This is a genomic window from Microcystis sp. M179S2 (genome assembly GCF_020245805.1).
GTDB classification, from domain to species: domain Bacteria; phylum Cyanobacteriota; class Cyanobacteriia; order Cyanobacteriales; family Microcystaceae; genus Microcystis; species Microcystis aeruginosa.
In genome coordinates, this window is record NZ_JADBUE010000348.1 from 1 (window position 1) to 17,732 (window position 17,732).

The 17,732-nt window shown below is 44.8% G+C and carries 16 protein-coding genes and 3 pseudogenes; 11 read left to right on the forward strand and 8 right to left on the reverse strand.

Annotated elements, in window-relative coordinates; all coding sequences use genetic code 11:
* The coding region (locus IM500_RS21870; RefSeq protein WP_186814364.1) for a helix-turn-helix domain-containing protein at positions 1-113 on the reverse strand (113 nt) is incomplete at its 3' end.
* Between the two features lie 91 nt (positions 114-204).
* Between IM500_RS21870 and IM500_RS21875 the strand changes: the two genes are divergently transcribed.
* The 3 genes and pseudogenes from IM500_RS21875 (at position 205) to IM500_RS21885 (ending at position 2,253) form a co-directional block, all read left to right on the forward strand.
* Entirely contained in the window at positions 205-495 is a 291-nt protein-coding gene (locus tag IM500_RS21875; RefSeq protein WP_002752661.1) for a circadian clock KaiB family protein, read from the forward strand.
* Between the two features lie 231 nt (positions 496-726).
* Positions 727-828 (forward strand): annotated as a pseudogene (locus tag IM500_RS21880) (transposase); the annotation flags it as partial.
* Between the two features lie 231 nt (positions 829-1,059).
* The gene (locus tag IM500_RS21885) at positions 1,060-2,253 is read left to right on the forward strand and encodes an NAD(P)/FAD-dependent oxidoreductase (protein ID WP_287739529.1); all 1,194 of its coding nucleotides are present in this window, start codon (positions 1,060-1,062) and stop codon (positions 2,251-2,253) included.
* Here the strand turns inward: IM500_RS21885 and IM500_RS21890 are convergent.
* Together IM500_RS21890 and IM500_RS21895 are read right to left on the reverse strand one after the other, a co-directional pair.
* Positions 2,233-2,520 (reverse strand): annotated as a pseudogene (locus IM500_RS21890) (GAF domain-containing protein); the annotation flags it as partial. The gene IM500_RS21885 and the pseudogene IM500_RS21890 sit on opposite strands and share 21 nt — an antisense overlap.
* Positions 2,521-2,734: 214 nt before the next feature.
* Positions 2,735-3,451: a lysophospholipid acyltransferase family protein gene (locus IM500_RS21895; RefSeq protein WP_190722757.1), complete on the reverse strand. Its 717-nt coding sequence runs from the start codon at positions 3,449-3,451 to the stop codon at positions 2,735-2,737.
* Positions 3,452-3,607: 156 nt separating this feature from the next.
* Between IM500_RS21895 and metG the strand changes: the two genes are divergently transcribed.
* Both metG and IM500_RS21905 read left to right on the forward strand, forming a co-directional pair.
* A complete protein-coding gene (metG, locus tag IM500_RS21900) occupies positions 3,608-5,221 on the forward strand; it encodes a methionine--tRNA ligase (RefSeq protein WP_190722756.1) in 1,614 nt (537 codons plus the stop codon).
* A 100-nt stretch (positions 5,222-5,321) separates the two neighbouring features.
* Complete coding sequence (locus tag IM500_RS21905) at positions 5,322-5,927, forward strand: LabA-like NYN domain-containing protein (RefSeq protein WP_002739868.1); 606 nt, start codon at positions 5,322-5,324, stop codon at positions 5,925-5,927.
* Between the two features lie 222 nt (positions 5,928-6,149).
* On the opposite strand, the gene IM500_RS21910 is transcribed toward IM500_RS21905, so the two are convergent.
* The 3 genes from IM500_RS21910 to IM500_RS21920 form a co-directional block, all read right to left on the reverse strand.
* Positions 6,150-7,346: a DNA double-strand break repair nuclease NurA gene (locus tag IM500_RS21910; RefSeq protein ID WP_190722299.1), complete on the reverse strand. Its 1,197-nt coding sequence runs from the start codon at positions 7,344-7,346 to the stop codon at positions 6,150-6,152.
* An 88-nt stretch (positions 7,347-7,434) separates the two neighbouring features.
* A complete protein-coding gene (locus tag IM500_RS21915; RefSeq protein WP_287739530.1) occupies positions 7,435-8,592 on the reverse strand; it encodes a HigA family addiction module antitoxin in 1,158 nt (385 codons plus the stop codon).
* A 43-nt stretch (positions 8,593-8,635) separates the two neighbouring features.
* On the reverse strand, positions 8,636-8,920 hold the full coding sequence (locus IM500_RS21920) for a type II toxin-antitoxin system RelE/ParE family toxin (RefSeq protein WP_190722297.1): 285 nt from the start codon (positions 8,918-8,920) through the stop codon (positions 8,636-8,638).
* A gap of 422 nt (positions 8,921-9,342) precedes the next feature.
* Here IM500_RS21920 and rpsL point away from each other — a divergent pair, with 422 nt between their 5' ends.
* The 5 genes from rpsL (at position 9,343) to rpsJ (ending at position 14,361) form a co-directional block, all read left to right on the forward strand.
* A complete protein-coding gene (rpsL, locus tag IM500_RS21925) occupies positions 9,343-9,726 on the forward strand; it encodes a 30S ribosomal protein S12 (RefSeq protein WP_002740176.1) in 384 nt (127 codons plus the stop codon).
* 155 nt (positions 9,727-9,881) lie between these two features.
* On the forward strand, positions 9,882-10,352 hold the full coding sequence (rpsG, locus tag IM500_RS21930; protein WP_002739653.1) for a 30S ribosomal protein S7: 471 nt from the start codon (positions 9,882-9,884) through the stop codon (positions 10,350-10,352).
* Between the two features lie 142 nt (positions 10,353-10,494).
* Entirely contained in the window at positions 10,495-12,570 is a 2,076-nt protein-coding gene (fusA, locus tag IM500_RS21935; protein WP_287739531.1) for an elongation factor G, read from the forward strand.
* A 153-nt stretch (positions 12,571-12,723) separates the two neighbouring features.
* Entirely contained in the window at positions 12,724-13,953 is a 1,230-nt protein-coding gene (tuf, locus tag IM500_RS21940) for an elongation factor Tu (protein WP_190722295.1), read from the forward strand.
* Positions 13,954-14,043: 90 nt separating this feature from the next.
* On the forward strand, positions 14,044-14,361 hold the full coding sequence (rpsJ, locus tag IM500_RS21945) for a 30S ribosomal protein S10 (protein WP_002800099.1): 318 nt from the start codon (positions 14,044-14,046) through the stop codon (positions 14,359-14,361).
* Positions 14,362-14,523: 162 nt separating this feature from the next.
* Here rpsJ and glyQ read toward each other — a convergent pair whose 3' ends face one another.
* Positions 14,524-15,399: a glycine--tRNA ligase subunit alpha gene (gene glyQ, locus IM500_RS21950; RefSeq protein ID WP_004162850.1), complete on the reverse strand. Its 876-nt coding sequence runs from the start codon at positions 15,397-15,399 to the stop codon at positions 14,524-14,526.
* Positions 15,400-15,556: 157 nt separating this feature from the next.
* Complete coding sequence (locus IM500_RS21955) at positions 15,557-16,480, reverse strand: serine/threonine protein kinase (protein WP_287739532.1); 924 nt, start codon at positions 16,478-16,480, stop codon at positions 15,557-15,559.
* A gap of 189 nt (positions 16,481-16,669) precedes the next feature.
* On the opposite strand from IM500_RS21955, the pseudogene IM500_RS21960 reads away from it, so the two are divergent.
* Positions 16,670-17,465: pseudogene (locus tag IM500_RS21960) on the forward strand (Uma2 family endonuclease).
* The last annotated feature ends 267 nt before the right edge of the window (positions 17,466-17,732 follow it).

Genomic DNA, 17,732 nt, shown 5'->3' on the forward strand with positions numbered 1-17,732 from the left:
GTTCGTTCGTGGAGAGCTTTGTTGTAAACTAATCTTACACAGCCCAATGTGCGCCGCAATAGCGACTCTTGTTCGGGTGTTGGGTAAAATCGAAACGAATAGGCTTTTTCCATGTCCTTTCACACTAGCATATATTTCGTAAATGTGCTAATATTTAACAGTAAAGCCGTCGTAGAACGACGGGGTTTCAGACCCAAATTTTCGATGAGTCAATATCTTCTCAAACTCTACATTATGGGCGATTCAAGTAAATCCCAGAGGGCGATCGCCAATATTTTTCGTATCTGTCGCGAGGAGTTATCCGATCTTTATACAGTAGAAATAATTGATGTTCTCGAACAGCCCCAATTAGCGGAACAGGATAAAATTCTCGTAACTCCTACTTTAGTCAAACAACTTCCCCCACCCCTACAAAGAATTATCGGCGATATGTCCAATACTCAAAAGGTTCTCCTCGGTTTGGATGTTATTCCCAAAGACTCCCATCTCAATTAGGATTCACCTAAAAATTCTTCTGGTTAGGTTTTTCCTCTCTAATAAGCTCTAATCTTAATTTTATCTCAAATGTCGGGGTGAAGACTCTCGCTTTTAACGAGATGAAACCCCAACCAATATAAAACAGCGAAGCACGACTTAAATCTTGACAATCTCTGCTGTATAGGTTAGCATATAAGTAGTTGTTTGAGGTCGATAAACAATGATTATCCTAAGTTTCAGAAAAATAATCGTTCAAATGTTTATTATGTCCAATTCTGTCTAAGCGTTGATATTCGGGAAGATGCAAAACCGCTAGAACCGACTAAAAGATGTGTAGGATTGGATGTAGGTTGAAAAGTTTTCTACGCTAATAGTGATTATGTTTAAAAATTGGTCTTTCGACGATTGGATGAATCATATCCTTTTTCTGGCTACAATTGTGGCTTTGCTGACGATTTGGCTGGGTAGATAAATAAAAACTATTTTTCTTTGCTCGCTTTACCGAAAATTTGGGTTTAAGGTTCCCCGTCCATTTTACGGCAGGGAGTGTCAAAATAAGAAACAAAACCCTCAGCGATCAATATGACTGACTCAATCCCAAAAATTTGTATTCTCGGTGGTGGTTTTGGTGGACTCTATACTGCTTTACGTTTGAGTCAATTGCCTTGGCCCGATCAACACCCTCCCCAAATTACTTTAATTGATAAAAACGATCACTTTTTATTTTCTCCCCTTCTCTACGAATTAGTCACCTCAGAACTGCAATCCTGGGAAATAGCTCCCCCTTTCAGCGAATTACTCGCTAATACCCCCGTTGACTTCCAACAGGGAACCGTCACGGTGATCGATGTTAATAATCATAAAATAACCCTTGACAATAAAAACGATATATGCTATGACCGCCTCGTGATCGCCCTCGGTGGTCAATCCTCCCTTGACTTCCTACCCGGGGCCAGAACCCACGCTATCCCCTTCCGTAGTCTCGAGGATGCCTATCGTCTTCGGGATCGACTCAAAACCCTAGAACAATCCGATCGCGATAAAATTCGGGTCGCCATTATCGGGGGCGGTTATAGCGGCGTAGAATTAGCCTGTAAGCTGGCCGATCGCCTCGGAGAAAGGGGAAGAATTCGTCTGATCGAAAGAAATAGCGATATAATTGCCCTTTCACCCCAATTTAACCGCGAAACCGCCAAAAAAGCCCTGGAAAAACGTCTGGTTTGGTTAGACCTAGAAACCACCGTCGCCGACATTCAAGCTGATCGCCTCTCCCTTGACTACAAAGGACAGATCGACAATATCCCCGTTGATCTAATTCTCTGGACCGTTAGTCCGATCGCCTCTCCACTGCTCGCTAATTTGCCTCTAGCACATAATGAGCGCAAATTACTAAAAGTTAATCAATATTTACAAACTGTCGAAAACCTCAGCATCTACGCGATCGGCGATGCGGCCGATAGTCGCGATCAAGACGATAAACCATACGCTGCCACGGCCCAAGTGGCCCTTCAACAGTCCGACTACTGCGCTTGGAATATTTGGGCGAGTTTCCACGATAAACCAGCTTTACCCTTCCGTTATCAACCTTTAGGCGAAATGTTGACCCTCGGAGTCGATGAAGCTGCCATTAGCGGTTTAGGACTAGAATTAGCCGGTCCCCTTGCCCATCTTACCCGTCGCTTAGTCTATCTCTACCGTCTGCCCACCCTTAACCATCAAATCGCCGTAGCATTCAACTGGATTACCCAACCCCTTCTATCCCTCATTTCTGAGTAGCGAGTTCAGATATTCCTCCACTAATAAACTATCTCGATCGGTCAATTCCTGACCATCGAGACGGTTTAAAAGCATTACTGCAGCAAATAACTGATTATTAACTCTAATTGGCACAGCTAAAGCCGTTTTTATCCCCAAAGCGACCGCTATATCCTGACGGATGCGATTATCTCCTAGGGTTTGTCCCACCACCACCGGACAACTACCCGGGTAAACCACCGTACACAATCCCGACGTGGCAATATCTCCCCTTTTGCCCACAATTGCCCGTATGAATCGCCAATTATGAATTATGAAGTGGGAAGTGGGAATTATGAATTATGAATTATGAATTATGAGTTAGGAAGTGGGGAAGTGGGGAAGTGGGAAGTGGGCATTTAGCTGAAATTTCCCTAAATCCCTAAAACCCTAACACCCCAACACCCCAACCCCCCCGCAACGCGCACGCAGTGACCACCCTATATGCTGCCTCCTGACTTCGTTACCCCTTCAGCAATAAATCGCTAATTTCCGACTGACAATGACTAATTAAACGATTAAGGGCTTTTTTTCCTTGTTTACCTTGATAATCTGAGCGATCGCTCTCAGTAATTCCGTAGGGACGACCGATCGCCACCTTGACACGATGATAAAAGACAACGGGATGCCAACCATCTTGATCGAATAAAGGTTCCGTGGTATCTAACCAGCGTAGCAAACGCACGGGAAAAGGACTAATAGCAGTTTCCGACTCGGAGAGAATAGCCACAGGTAAGACCGATAGATTCTCCACGGGACAACGCAGGGCTAAATGGGCAAATCCGCTTTGAAAACGGCTAATTTGACGAGGAGGAGTCAAATTTAACATCGGCGATCCACCTTCTGGAAATAAACCGATCCATCGTCCGGACTGTAAAAAATCCGTTGCTTGCCGAAAAAAAGTCTGGTGGCGTTTTTCGGGGGTATCAAAGGGAAAACAGCCTAATTCTCCGATTAATTCCCGCAAAAGCGGCGTTTTTCCCATGTAGTGATGACAGGCGATCGGGAGAGTTTTGCCCAAAGCTTGAATTAAGATCGGCGCGTCCAAAAAGCTACGATGGTTACTTACCACGATCGCCACTCCTTGGCCGGGTAGATTTTCTTGACCGACGGTAAACAGACCCGTGCGCGTGGTATCAAGAATTAAACGAGAGGTGGATAGGGGGGTAAGCAGCTTCATGGAAAAAAAAAATCGGCCTTAAGATTGTTTTTATTGACTTAGATCACAACTAAAGGATAAAACAGAATTAGAGGATCATAAAATATAGGGATTATGTCCCAATCATCTACGGATCAGCCTCGGGGCAGCCTCGTCTATTTAAAAAAAATAAATTTCATGAATGATTTGAATGAGCGAAAAACATTTGCTTTGACAACACCTCTTTATTATGTCAACGATATCCCTCACATCGGTAGTGCTTACACGACGATCGTAGCGGATGTTATGGCACGATGGCAGCGGTTACAGGGCAATTCTGTCCTCTTAATTACAGGAACCGACGAACACGGACAGAAAATCGAACGGACTGCGGCGGCCAAAGGACTCAATCCCCAGGAACACTGCGATCGCATTGCCACCAGTTTTGCCAATCTCTGGGCAAAGCTACACATCCAGTATGATCGCTTTAGTCGCACCACTGCCCCCCGTCATCAGGCAATTGTTAACGAATTTTTTGAAAGAGTCTGGGAAAAGGGCGATATCTATCTCGATCGCCAACAGGGTTGGTATTGCGTCGCCTGTGAAGAATTTAAGGAAAAAAGAGAACTGTTAGATAATGGCTGTTGTCCCATTCATACTAACCTAGCCGCCGAATGGCGCGACGAGGAAAACTATTTTTTCCGTCTCTCTAAATACCAAGCACAACTAGAACAACTTTACCAAGAACAACCCAATTTTATTCAACCGGAAAGCCGACGTAATGAGGTTCTCAACTTCGTCAACCAAGGCCTACAGGACTTCTCCATCTCTAGGGTTAATGTCGCTTGGGGGTTTCCCATTCCCCACGATGGTCAGCATACCATCTACGTTTGGTTTGATGCCCTTCTTGGCTATGTTACCGCCCTTCTCGACCCCGAAGACCAACCCACCCTAGAAAATGCCTTGGCCAAATGGTGGCCGATCGATCTGCATCTGATCGGTAAAGATATATTAAGATTCCATGCCATTTATTGGCCGGCTATGCTAATGTCGGCGGGTTTACCCTTGCCCAAAAGAGTGTTCGGCCATGGCTTTTTGACCAAAGACGGGCGGAAAATGGGCAAAAGTCTCGGTAATACCCTCGATCCCTTCGATTTGGTTGAGCGCTATGGGGCCGATGCCGTCCGTTACTATTTCGTCAAAGAGATTGAATTAGGACAGGATGGCGATTTTCAGGAAACCAGATTTGTTAATATTCTTAACGCGGATTTAGCCAACGATTTAGGCAACCTCCTCAATCGCACCCTAGGCATGGTTAAAAAATACTGCCAAAATATCCCCCCCCAGTTGACTGGCGTAGATATCCCCAACGACAATCATCTTAAGAATATGGGGATCAATCTAGGGGTCATTGTTGAACAGAAGTATGATGCGCTACAATTTAATCAAGCCTGTGAGGAAATATTGGCGTTAATTCGCGCTAGTAACAAGTTTATCGATGAGAGTGCGCCCTGGAGTTTATTTAAACAGAAACAACAAGCAGCGGTAGAACAGGTTCTCTACGCAGTTTTGGAATCCGTAAGACTCTCTGCCTACCTACTCTCACCGATAATACCGACCTTGAGCAGTAAAATTTATCAACAACTGGGTTTTGTTATTGATTTTAATACTTTCAGGTCGGAGGACGGAGAAAACTCCCCTGAGCGTGTCTCTTTTTCCCAACACTGTCAATGGGGATTACCCACAAATCCACAACTAGGAACACCTGAACCGATCTTTTCTAAACTAGAACTGCCGTTAAACGATTCCTAAAGGAATTTTTTAATAACTCTATTTTTTAAGGTCTGTTGTCCTTTCAGATAGAACTGGCAAACACTCAACACTAAACTTTTAACAAACGAGGGAAAATAAAATGTTTGATGATTATGACACAGCCCCAGTCTTCACCCCCGAACAAGTGCTAGAAAATCGCGGTCGTGTGGCGATTTTCATCGATGGTTCTAATTTATTTTATGCGGCCCTGCAATTAGGTATCGAAATTGACTATACCAAATTACTTTGTCGTTTAACTGCTGGTTCTCGTCTCTTGCGCGCCTTCTTTTATACTGGAGTTGATCGCACTAACGAAAAACAGCAGGGATTCCTCCTCTGGATGCGTCGCAACGGTTATCGAGTCATCGCTAAAGATCTAGTACAATTGCCCGATGGTTCCAAAAAAGCCAATCTTGACGTGGAAATTGCCGTGGATTTAATGGCTCTAGTGGGTTCCTATGATACCGCAGTAATTGTCAGTGGTGATGGGGATTTGGCCTATGCTGCCGATTCCGTAAGTTACCGTGGTGCGCGAGTGGAAGTGGTTAGTTTGCGATCGATGACCAGTGATAGTTTAATTAATGTAGCCGATCGCTATGTTGATCTAGATCAAATCAAAGAAGAAATTCAAAAAACCAGCAAACATCACGTTGGTTATAATAATTTCCCCGTCAGTGTCTTGGACCAAGATCGGAGCAGTCGCTAGAAAAATTCGGCAAAAATCAAGTTTAAGGTGGGTAATTCCCACCTTTATCAGTTATCAGTGATCAGTTATCAGTGACCAGTTATCAGTGATCAGTTATCAGTGATCAGTTATCAGTGATACTAAATCCGGTTATTAAAGACTGATTATTTATTCCCTCTTTTGCCTCTTACCTATTGCCTTTTGCCTGTCCTGATATGTAGCCTATACTCAACAGATTTACTATCAAGCGATACTACTGCGTTTTCTCGCTTCCTTATAAGATGTTCCCACATCCTGTAAACCGACTTTAATCATCTGTTGTTCCAAAAGGGCAAAAAAACGCAAGCGATCGCCACCTTTAATCACCGCTAAATTGTGCGCTTCCGCTAAGGCGATCGGATAACCATAACCTTTTAACACCTGGGCCAGTAAAATACTCAAAGAGCGATCGAGTAATTCTCGATCCTCCACCACCCAAGCAGGAACCTCTACCCTAGCGATTTCCGTCCCCACATGGAGATAACAGAAGTAAATGCGATGTTCATCCCCATAAAGATCGAGTATTTTCAAAGAACTGCGCCAAAAAGGACTTCTTTGCCCCGGTTCCAATAAATAACCCCAGATAGAAGCATCCCGGAGAGGATCGACGACGCGACAGGGGGTTTTTTCTGGGTCTAAATCACCGCAATTGATCAAGCAATTGGGAGTATCATGGGGACAAGATTGTAAACGCAGGAAATTTAAGCCTTCCGTGCTACGAGAAGCACTAATATAACCCATAAGCGGGATTCTAGCTGATTTTAAATCGTCCCAAGACTGAAAAATCGGTGGCAAAATTAAATCTTTTGCTTCCGGGGGGAGACTATCGATAAACCAATAGATCAAAGAACCATCCACGAGGGCTAAATTTGGTTCATAATGGGCCCCAGGGGGTTTTACCCAACGAGTAGCCATTTCCGCTAACATTTGGCTTTCTAATACCGTCCGACGATAACTCATCCACTCATCCACGCGAATACCCCACTGTTTAGAAATGTAGAGGTCTTCTGATTTGTAATAGACTTCGGGAATGCTATCGAGGAGAGGGTGCAAATTTTGACCATAGTGCAACATAATCCTACCGATATTAATTAGATAACAGTAGGCGATTTCGTGGTGAGAAGGGGCAATTTGAGAACCATCCGTGGCAAAAACGCTATGACTTTCGGGAGCGGGAAGGATAGTAACGCGGGTGTCGAGAGGTTCGATCGGTAGCGCGACAGAGAAAATTAGGCGATCGTGCCAGTTATGATAGAGTTCTAGTAGTTTTTCCTGTTGCTGTTGAGCTTGTTCTAAAAGAATTTTAGCCCGTTGCACTCGCTCGCGACTAGCTGTCACTTCCTGTTGAAAATGTTGACTGATTCCTGGCATTTTTGCCGCTAATTTCGCAAGATCGAGCATAACTATCCTCTCCCTGACTTTTTTTGATTTTATCGCAACTTTGTCACTTATTGCCAAATTTATCCTTAGTAATCTCCGCTTACAGCAGTTATCTTAATAGTGAGATAGGAAGTTTTCCTTTTGGGGAGTCGCTCGTCAATACCAAAAAGGAATTCTGCGTATTTAGACAATATTTCTCCTTAAGATCATTATAGTTTTGATAAGAAGTAATTTGCTCATGTTGCATTCTACCAACAATAATACCAGGGTGTATTCCTAGTTGTTCGGCAAATTGATTAATAGCTTTTCTATTCAGAGAATTATTGGCGATAAATCTCTGCCAATCTCCAGGATCAATTAAGAAATTAGCCGCAAAAACATCCGCCTCTTTTTCTTTAATTGTATCTTGAATATCTTGCCCCTCTAAAAATAAAGTTCGTTTCCCATGTAATAAAATATGACCAGCTTCATGAAAAAAAGAAAACCAAAAATGATCATTTGTTTTGTATCGATCGCTCAATTGAATTAAAGCTCTGTGAGAACCTAACCAACGGGTAGCACCGTGTACCCTTGTTTTCGGAAGTTCAGGGACAAAGGCTAAGGCAACCCCCGCTGCGGCACAAAGCTCGATCATTTGCGGTTGAAATACCTCGATAGACTTAATAGTTAACGAACGAATTTGTCGCAAGGCATCTCTGAATTTCAACTCGTTGTAATCAGCACAATTAATTTTCGATGCTTCTATTTCTCCTTGACGCAACCATGCCGTTATTGCCCCTCGATCGCTATCAAATGCTTGAGACTTTCTAAAATCAATCGATAAATTTCTCCCCCAAATCTCCTCCCATTGCTCAGGGGAGACAACGGCAAAAAAATTCAAGCTCTCTCGTAATTGCTCTATTTTATCCTCATCAAACTTGAGCCAGCCTAATTCAGTCATCTGCCGATAAGGAATTTGTTTTAACCAGCCTAAATAACCTTTTAATCTTTGATTCTCATTTTTTCTCGCTAAATATTCCCGATAAAGTCTTTCGCGCTCTATCCAGAAACCGGCGGGAGTTCCTAACACTAACTCTATCTGTAAGGCGGTATCGATAGTAATCTCCGCTTTACCTTTTATGATCTCATTGATAGTCTTTTTTGGTCTGCCCATGCGTTGGGCGAGTTCCGATTGAGACATATTTCTTTCTTCTAGGATTTCGGTAAGGGTTTCTCCCGGTGGAGAAATAAAATCCGGTGCATATCTGTTCTCAATAGTATTAGTCATGGGTGTCATCTATGCCAATAATTACGACTGCGGTTACTTTCTTCTAATCAATTCCCCCGTCTGCTTTTTGAGGAATCGGTATATTAGCCGGCTCAAAAATTAGTCTGAGGGGATGAACTAAATCTAAAGATAGTTGTCCAGCACGGTTATGTAACAATTCGTGGCAACGTCCCGGTAGCGCTCGCATTTCCTCCAGGACAATAACTGCTTTTAAGTCGTCGAGTCTTTGCCTGATTTTCTTAGCCATCTTCTCTCCATACTGTTTTTTCAGTAACCTTTGGCTATTGCATTCGTTCTCAAATTTTTTTTCCTTAAATACAATATCCATTGTAGATTACCCTTGTAATATTGTTAACCTCAAAGGTTAACAATATTTTATGGCAGCACATCTGGGCTGCATCCAGTACAAAAGCTCTAAATATATCGTTAAGAGCTAATACTCTAGACACCAGTTCTGAAAATGAGGTTAGCTAGAGACAGCTTTTCAGACATTGGCCGATTAATCAGGTGATAATTATCGCTAAAATTGCACCATCAAGCCAAAACAACGAAGCTGTAATTTTATCGCCTAATAACGTCCGAATTGAGTGCCGCAGCCGCCCAAGAAAAAGACAATCTCTAACATCTAAACCGGAGAAAAGCACAATAAGCGACTTGACAACAAGAGCGACAATTTGCTATAATGACCTTTTGTCAACGATTTGACCTTCGGTAATAGGAGTTCAGAGTAACCTTAGATACAGCCCTATCATGCCCACCATTCAGCAATTAATACGCGACGAAAGATCCAAAGCGAAAAGAAAAACCAAATCTCCCGCCCTCAAACAATGCCCCCAACGTCGGGGAGTTTGTACAAGAGTATATACCACCACACCGAAAAAACCCAACTCAGCCCTACGGAAAGTGGCTAGGGTACGTTTGACCTCTGGATTTGAGGTGACAGCCTACATCCCGGGCATCGGTCATAACCTGCAAGAACACTCGGTTGTCCTCATTCGGGGCGGTCGGGTCAAAGATCTACCCGGAGTCAGATATCACATCATTCGCGGCACCCTCGATGCCACCGGGGTGAAAAACCGTCAAAAGGCGCGCTCTAAGTACGGAACCAAACGCCCCAAACCCGCTGCTAAATAAACAGGAAATTGATTAACCAAAAAAATACTCCCACCGAGTCGGTCAAAGTTAACCCAAGAGACTGAAGACTCGCAGGAGAGGGTTTGAGATGGGCTGTAATCATCCGACTGTCAAGCAAAAGTTAAAGTTAACCTAGAAAATTCAGGAATATTCCGATGTCTCGCCGTAAAAACGTCAAAAAACGTCCTATTCCCCCCGATCCCGTTTACAATAGCTGTTTAGTCAGCATGACCATCCGCCGGATCATGCGATCGGGCAAAAAATCCCTAGCCGCTAACATCGTTTACGATGCCCTGAAAACCGTCGGCGAACGTACCGGTCAAGAACCCCTAGAAGTATTTGAAAAAGCCGTTAAAAACGCCACTCCCCTAGTGGAAGTGAAAGCCCGCCGGGTCGGTGGAGCCACCTATCAAGTCCCGATGGAAGTACGCACCAACCGTGGTAGTACATTAGCACTACGCTGGTTAGTCCATTATGCCAGAACCAGAGGCGGCAAAACCATGGCAGGTAAACTGGCCAACGAGATCATGGATGCGGCCAATGAAACCGGCGGCACGATCAAAAAACGGGAAGAAACCCACCGGATGGCAGAGGCAAACAAAGCCTTTGCCCACTATCGTTACTAAAAAGATACTTTAAAGATACTTTAAGGGCGGTGGACCACACCGCTGCCGCCAAAAAACTGTCAAGAAAAGTATAGAATTGTAAATAGTGTAAAAAATCCTAGAACAAAATCCCATCACTGGCAAGCAAAGCAAGGAGGTTGCTGTGGCACGGACTATCCCGCTAGAGAGAGTGCGAAACATCGGAATCGCCGCTCATATAGACGCGGGCAAAACAACGACAACAGAAAGAATCCTGTTCTATACAGGAGTCGCCCATAAACTGGGCGAAGTCCACGACGGAACGGCAATTACCGACTGGATGGAACAGGAACGGGAGCGAGGAATCACCATCACCGCCGCTGCCATCAGTACCAGTTGGCAAGATCATCGCATCAACATCATTGACACCCCCGGCCACGTCGATTTCACCATTGAAGTGGAACGTTCCATGCGGGTACTCGATGGAGTGGTGGCGGTTTTCTGCTCTGTTGGTGGTGTACAACCCCAATCAGAAACCGTCTGGAGACAAGCCGATCGGTACAAAGTACCCCGGATTGCCTTTATCAACAAAATGGACAGAACGGGGGCGAACTTCTTCAAAGTTTACGAACAATTAAGAGATCGCCTTAGAGCTAACGCCGTTCCCATCCAAATGCCGATCGGCGCAGAAAGCGAACTGAGCGGGATCGTTGATCTCGTCAAGATGCGCGCCTATATATATAAGGACGATCTAGGGAAAGACATAGAAGAAACCGACATTCCCGAAGACTTATTGGAAAAGGCCGAAGAATTCCGCGTGCAGCTGGTGGAGGCTGTAGCGGAAGCTGATGAAGAACTCCTAGAAAAATATCTAGAAGGTGAAGAACTCACCGAAGCCGAAATCAAACGCGGTCTCAGAGAAGGGACGATTGCTGGTACAATTGTTCCCGTCCTCTGCGGCTCGGCTTTCAAAAACAAAGGGGTACAACTGCTCCTCGATGCCGTCGTCGATTACCTACCCTCACCCTCGGAAGTAGCCGCCGTTAAAGGGATTCTCCCCGATGGCAGCGAGGCAATCCGGGAAGCTAAGGACGATGCTCCCTTCTCGGCTCTCGCCTTCAAAATCATGGCCGATCCCTTCGGTCGTTTAACCTTCCTACGGGTCTATTCCGGTGTACTAGCTAAAGGCAGCTACGCCTACAATTCCACCAAAGGAACCAAAGAACGGATCGCTCGCCTGATCGTCCTCAAATCCAACGAACGGATCGAAGTGGATGAACTGCGCGCCGGTGATCTGGGAGCGGCGATCGGACTGAAAAACACCATTACCGGGGATACCCTCTGTGATGATAAGAACCCGATTATCCTAGAATCCCTCTTTATCCCCGAACCGGTTATCTCCGTGGCGGTGGAACCGAAAACCAAACAGGACATCGAGAAACTCAGCAAAGCTCTGCAAGCTCTCTCCGATGAGGATCCCACCTTCCGGGTCAAAGTTGATCCCGAAACCAATCAAACGGTAATCGCTGGGATGGGAGAACTGCACCTGGAAATCCTCGTCGATCGAATGCTCCGGGAATACAAAGTCGAAGCGACGGTGGGCGCTCCCCAGGTGGCCTATCGGGAAACTGTGCGGAAACCCGTGCGCGCTGAGGGTAAATTTATCCGTCAAAGTGGTGGTAAAGGGCAGTACGGCCACGTCGTCATCGAACTCGAACCGGGTGAACCGGGGTCGGGCTTTGTCTTCGTCTCCAAAATTGTCGGTGGTGCTATCCCCAAAGAATACATCAGTCCGTCAGAACAAGGGATGAAAGAAGCTTGCGAATCGGGGATTGTAGCGGGTTATCCCGTCATCGACCTGAAAGCAACCCTTGTGGATGGTTCTTTCCACGATGTGGACTCCTCCGAGATGGCCTTTAAGATTGCCGGTTCCATGGCGATTAAGGAAGCGGTGATGAAAGCTACCCCCGTTCTCCTAGAACCGATGATGAAGGTGGAAGTGGAAGTACCCGAAGACTTCATCGGTAACGTCATCGGTGATCTTAACTCCCGTCGGGGACAAATCGAAGGTCAAGAAACCGAGACCGGCATCGCCAAAGTCTCCGCTAAAGTTCCCCTAGCGGAAATGTTCGGTTACGCCACTGATATTCGCTCCAAAACCCAAGGAAGGGGCATCTTCACCATGGAATTTAGCCATTACGAAGAAGTCCCCCGCAACGTGGCCGAGACGATTATCACCAAAAGTAAAGGGAACGGTTAATCAGTGACCAGTGACCAGTGAGCAGTGAGAATAAACCGATCATTTAAAGTTGGTCGGTCAACCCTAATAACTGCTAACTTAAAACTGATCTCTGGTGACTGATTACTGTTCACCCACCTGAAGAAGAAAAAAAAACAAAGGAACAGAAAGTAAATGGCACGCGCTAAATTTGAACGGACGAAACCCCACGTTAACATCGGCACGATCGGTCACGTTGACCACGGCAAAACTACCCTCACCGCCGCTATCACTATGACCCTAGCGGCTCTGGGTAATGCCCAAGCTAAAAAATACGATGAAATCGATGCCGCTCCCGAAGAAAAAGCCCGCGGGATCACCATCAACACCGCTCACGTTGAGTACGAAACTGCTGATCGCCACTATGCACACGTGGACTGCCCCGGCCACGCGGACTATGTAAAAAACATGATCACCGGTGCCGCACAGATGGACGGTGGTATTCTCGTGGTCTCGGCCGCTGACGGCCCGATGCCCCAAACCCGGGAACATATCCTGCTGGCTCGTCAGGTGGGCGTACCTAACCTCGTGGTCTTCCTCAACAAAAAAGATATGGTGGACGATGAGGAGTTACTGGAACTCGTAGAACTGGAAGTACGCGAACTTCTCACCAGTTACGACTTTGCTGGCGACGATATCCCCATTATTGCCGGTTCTGCGAAAGAAGCCCTCGACTACATGACCAAAAATCCCAAGGCCCAAAAAGGCGATAACGAGTGGGTGGACGCAATTTATGAATTAATGGAAGCGGTAGATAGCTATATCCCCACCCCCGAACGGGATATCGATAAACCCTTCCTGATGGCGGTAGAAGACGTATTCTCGATTACTGGTCGGGGGACGGTGGCTACCGGTCGGATCGAACGCGGTATTGTGAAAGTGGGTGATAACGTGGAATTGGTCGGGATCAGAGAAACTCGCCCCACCACCGTCACCGGGATTGAAATGTTCAAGAAAAGTCTTGACCAAGGGATGGCCGGTGACAACGCGGGTATCCTCCTGCGTGGTATCCAAAAAACCGACATCGAGCGCGGCATGGTGATCGCTAAACCGGGTACAATCAAACCCCACACCCAGTTTGAAGGTGAGGTGTATGTGTTAACTGCAGGAGAAGGTGGTCGTCACACTCCTTTCTTTAAAAACTATCGTCCTCAGTTCTATGTACGGACAACTGACGTAACTGGCACTATCCAAGACTACACCGCCGATGATGGCAGCACTGTAGAAATGGTCATGCCGGGAGACCGGATCAAAATGACGGTGGAACTGATCAACCCGATCGCTATTGAACAGGGTATGCGCTTCGCTATTCGCGAAGGTGGTCGCACCATCGGTTCTGGCGTTATCTCGAAAATTATCAAGTAGGCTAATCTACTAATTAACGGGGCAGTGAATTTAAAAGCTGCTCCGTTACTGTCTTTATTTTGTACCTTGACAATTGCAATAGGTGAAATTATGGCTACGCTACAACAACAGAAAATTCGCATTCGTTTGAAAGCTTTTGACCGGCGCTTACTCGATACTTCCTGTGAGAAGATTGTCGATACTGCCAATAGAACTAACGCCACAGCGATCGGACCGATCCCCCTACCGACCAAAAGAAAGATTTATTGTGTCCTGCGTTCCCCTCACGTTGACAAGGACTCCCGTGAACATTTTGAAACCCGCACCCATCGCCGCATTATTGATATTTACCAACCCTCTTCTAAGACAATCGATGCTTTGATGAAATTAGATTTACCCGCAGGGGTTGATATTGAAGTTAAATTGTAAAAAATGCCAAAAAGATGTTAGCGATAACATCTTTTTTTCTTTCCCACTATCCTATACTTTTTAAACAAGATTTAGTATAAATAGGATTTTTTATAAAAAAAAGTTATTAAACGAAGGCCAATACAATTGCTAGGGGTGCATCGCCAAAGATGCACCCGATCGCTAAACCGTTTGTAGGGGAAAACCTAAAGCTTCCCGTTGCTGTAAATACAATTGAGCAACCTGTCGAGCTAAATTGCGAATTCTGCCGATATAACGGGTTCTTTCAGCTACAGCAATCACACCTCTAGCATCGAGTAAATTAAAAGTATGGGAACATTTAAGAACATAATCTAGACTGGGAATCACCAGAGAGCGATCAATTAATTGTTTAGCTTCCTGTTCATATAAACTGAATAAACTAAACAATAATTCAGGATTGGAAGCCTCAAAATTGTAGGTACATTGTTCGATTTCATTTTGTAGAAAAATGTCACCGTAGAGGATATTTTCATTCCATTGAATTTTATTAATTGCCTCCACATCTTGCAGATACATGGCTAATCTTTCTAAACCATAGGTAATTTCGATCGCCACGGGACGACAATCGATACCTCCACACTGTTGAAAGTAGGTAAATTGGGTGATTTCCATCCCATCTAACCACACTTCCCAACCCACACCCCAAGCACCGAGGGTGGGAGATTCCCAGTTATCTTCCACGAAGCGAATATCGTGATCTTCTGGGTTAATTCCTAACACCCGCAGGGAGTCTAAATAGATTTCCTGAATATTATCAGGAGAGGGTTTAATTAGGACTTGATATTGATAGTAATGCTGAAAACGATTGGGATTTTCGCCATAACGGCCATCCGTTGGACGACGACAGGGTTCCACATAGGCAACGGCCCAAGGTTCCGGACCAATTGCCCTTAAAAAAGTGTGGGGACTCATGGTTCCCGCACCTTTTTCGGTATCATAGGGTTGAGCAACTAAACAACCGCGATCAGCCCAAAATTCATTTAATTTAGCGATAACAGCTTGGAAAGTTAGAGACATGGGAAAAAGTAAAAAAGCGGGTTAGGGGTTGGGGAAGTGGGGTGTAGGGTGTGGGGTGTAGGGTGTAGGGTGTAGGGTGTGGGGAGATGGGGGGTTGGGGAGAAAAAAGCTGCCGACTGTCTCCTGTCTCCTGTCTCCTGTCTCCTGACGGTTAAAGTCATTGACTTACTTTTAACTGCAAGCGAAAGTGAACGGGGGTAGAAGATTGGGGGAGAATAACTAATTCATAAAATCCCTCTTCGGGTAATTGACCTGACCATTGCCGATCGCTAGACTTGTCTAAAAGGGTAATATTACCCGTGGGAGAGTAGAAAGATAGTAAAACTTCGCCTTCCGTCTCTAAATTTAAGTCTAACCGATCACTGGAACGCAATTTTATTGCATAGGCTTTTCCTTGTCCCTCGCTGAGAATTGCCTCGATCACTTCCTCTCCCCCCGCGTCTAAACTTTCGATCGCTTGGTAGGATAGGCCAGACTGTAAAGATTGTAACTGATTCCAGGCCAAACCACTCCATAGTTGACCTAAGCCGCTATCAAAATTTGGTCTTTCTGTCAATTCGGGAAATAGCTGAAAAAAAGCAGTATCAGTGAGTAAATTAAGGACTCTACTGCTTAATCGTAACTGATTCACTTGTTCTCGCCATTTTTCTCGCTGTTGCTCGTCGTAGCTACCTAATGCTTCTCTAGTGCCAGAATCGAGACGTTCTAAGCGATCGAGGATTTCTGCTGCTAAAATATCTCTTTGTTCCTGTTTCTGTTTTTCCTCTTTGATATCCCCATAGCGGAGGTTAAACAATTCATTGACGAGATTTTTAAAAAACTGACCATCAATTCCCAACTCTAGACGGCGCTTTCTCATCTCGGCTTTCCGTTGCCATGCCGGATCTGTGGCAGAATTAAAGTTATTTTCCTCCGTGGCAAAAACGGGTTTAACGGTTTGGGGTTGATTGCTGTGTTTAACCCACTGTTTCCCGATTAACCAGCCTATTGCCGCCGATAGTAACATCAAGAGGCAAAAAATAGCGATCCTGCCGGAACAGCCGAGAAAAACGGGCGATTTATTCCGAGAATTGGCGGCCATTGTCTCCTTAGACGATTGAGGGTTTTGATCTGTAAAGATGAGATTAACACAAATAATAGGCTAAGACGCATTTTAACCGCCTATCCTTAGATTAGCTGAATCTTAGCCAATACCTTTACTGTTGCCCCTTGTCTCATCTCAACAAGCAGTTTAAATACACGGACAGCTTATTATTCATAGCAGATAACCATGACTACAACTCAACCCCTATCCCCTAGCCAAACCGCCCAAAAAGATGAGATAATCTTCCCCAAGGGCGAATTTTGGAGTGATGAACCGCCATTGGAAAGTAATTTACATCTAACTCAGATTATTTTATTGATAAAATGCCTAGAATGGTTATGGCAAGATAGAGAAGATTACTTTGCAACCGGGAATTTAACCATCTACTACAGTCCCAATCAGAAAAAATCAGAATACTTTAGAGGACCCGACTTTTTTGTAGTATTGGGAACAACTAGAAACCAAAACCGGAAAAGTTGGGTAGTATGGCAAGAAGAGGGAAAATATCCTAATGTGATTATAGAAATCCTCTTTTGAAAGTACCGCTAAGACTGATAGGGAAGAAAAGAAAGAAATTTATCAAAATACATTTAGGACTCCTGATTATTTCTGGTTTGACCCCTATAGTTTAGAGTTTGAAGGATATACGTTAATTAGGGGAAAATATCAACCGATTGAACCCAATCAGCAAGGTTGGTTATGGAGTGAAGAATTGGGCTTATATTTAGGGATATACGCCGATAAATTGCGTTATTTTAGTCCTAGGGGTCAGTTAATCCCAACACCTGAGGAAGCCGCTCTTCTGGAGAAACAGGCCAAAGAATCTGAACGTCAACAAAAAGAACTGGCTTTACAGCAACAAGAATACGAACGTCAGCAAAAAGAATCTGAACGTCAACAAAAAGAACTGGCTTTACAAAAAATTGAGCAATTAACGGCAAGATTAAGAGAATTAGGCATTAATCCCGATGAAACCTTGTAGGGGTGCAAGGTGGTCAGTGGCATCTCTTGGGTTTGGTGGGTAAAATGTATTCTAAGATACAGTCTTAGGGCAGTGAGTGGAAGGAACCACAGAGACACAAAGGACACAAAGATCGATCACTCTTATATAATTTAAATTTATCACACAAAGTCGAGAAGAGCCAGACGTAGGGATAGTTCATGATTTATACTCCGAAAATGTAGGGATAGTTCATGATTTATACTCCGAAAATGTAGGGACATTCATGATTTATACTCCGAAAATGTA

What these genes read in the sequence shown, in the direction of transcription:
- IM500_RS21915 (WP_287739530.1), bottom strand. Translation starts at nt 8,592, where the DNA reads ATGACTAATACTATTGAGAACAGATATGCACCGGATTTTATTTCTCCA.
- glyQ (WP_004162850.1), bottom strand. Translation starts at nt 15,399, where the DNA reads ATGTCTCTAACTTTCCAAGCTGTTATCGCTAAATTAAATGAATTTTGG.
- IM500_RS21885 (WP_287739529.1), top strand. Translation starts at nt 1,060, where the DNA reads ATGACTGACTCAATCCCAAAAATTTGTATTCTCGGTGGTGGTTTTGGT.
- IM500_RS21920 (WP_190722297.1), bottom strand. Translation starts at nt 8,920, where the DNA reads ATGGATATTGTATTTAAGGAAAAAAAATTTGAGAACGAATGCAATAGC.
- tuf (WP_190722295.1), top strand. Translation starts at nt 12,724, where the DNA reads ATGGCACGCGCTAAATTTGAACGGACGAAACCCCACGTTAACATCGGC.
- rpsL (WP_002740176.1), top strand. Translation starts at nt 9,343, where the DNA reads ATGCCCACCATTCAGCAATTAATACGCGACGAAAGATCCAAAGCGAAA.
- IM500_RS21910 (WP_190722299.1), bottom strand. Translation starts at nt 7,346, where the DNA reads ATGCTCGATCTTGCGAAATTAGCGGCAAAAATGCCAGGAATCAGTCAA.
- IM500_RS21955 (WP_287739532.1), bottom strand. Translation starts at nt 16,480, where the DNA reads ATGGCCGCCAATTCTCGGAATAAATCGCCCGTTTTTCTCGGCTGTTCC.
- IM500_RS21875 (WP_002752661.1), top strand. Translation starts at nt 205, where the DNA reads ATGAGTCAATATCTTCTCAAACTCTACATTATGGGCGATTCAAGTAAA.
- metG (WP_190722756.1), top strand. Translation starts at nt 3,608, where the DNA reads ATGAATGATTTGAATGAGCGAAAAACATTTGCTTTGACAACACCTCTT.
- rpsJ (WP_002800099.1), top strand. Translation starts at nt 14,044, where the DNA reads ATGGCTACGCTACAACAACAGAAAATTCGCATTCGTTTGAAAGCTTTT.
- IM500_RS21895 (WP_190722757.1), bottom strand. Translation starts at nt 3,451, where the DNA reads ATGAAGCTGCTTACCCCCCTATCCACCTCTCGTTTAATTCTTGATACC.
- IM500_RS21905 (WP_002739868.1), top strand. Translation starts at nt 5,322, where the DNA reads ATGTTTGATGATTATGACACAGCCCCAGTCTTCACCCCCGAACAAGTG.
- rpsG (WP_002739653.1), top strand. Translation starts at nt 9,882, where the DNA reads ATGTCTCGCCGTAAAAACGTCAAAAAACGTCCTATTCCCCCCGATCCC.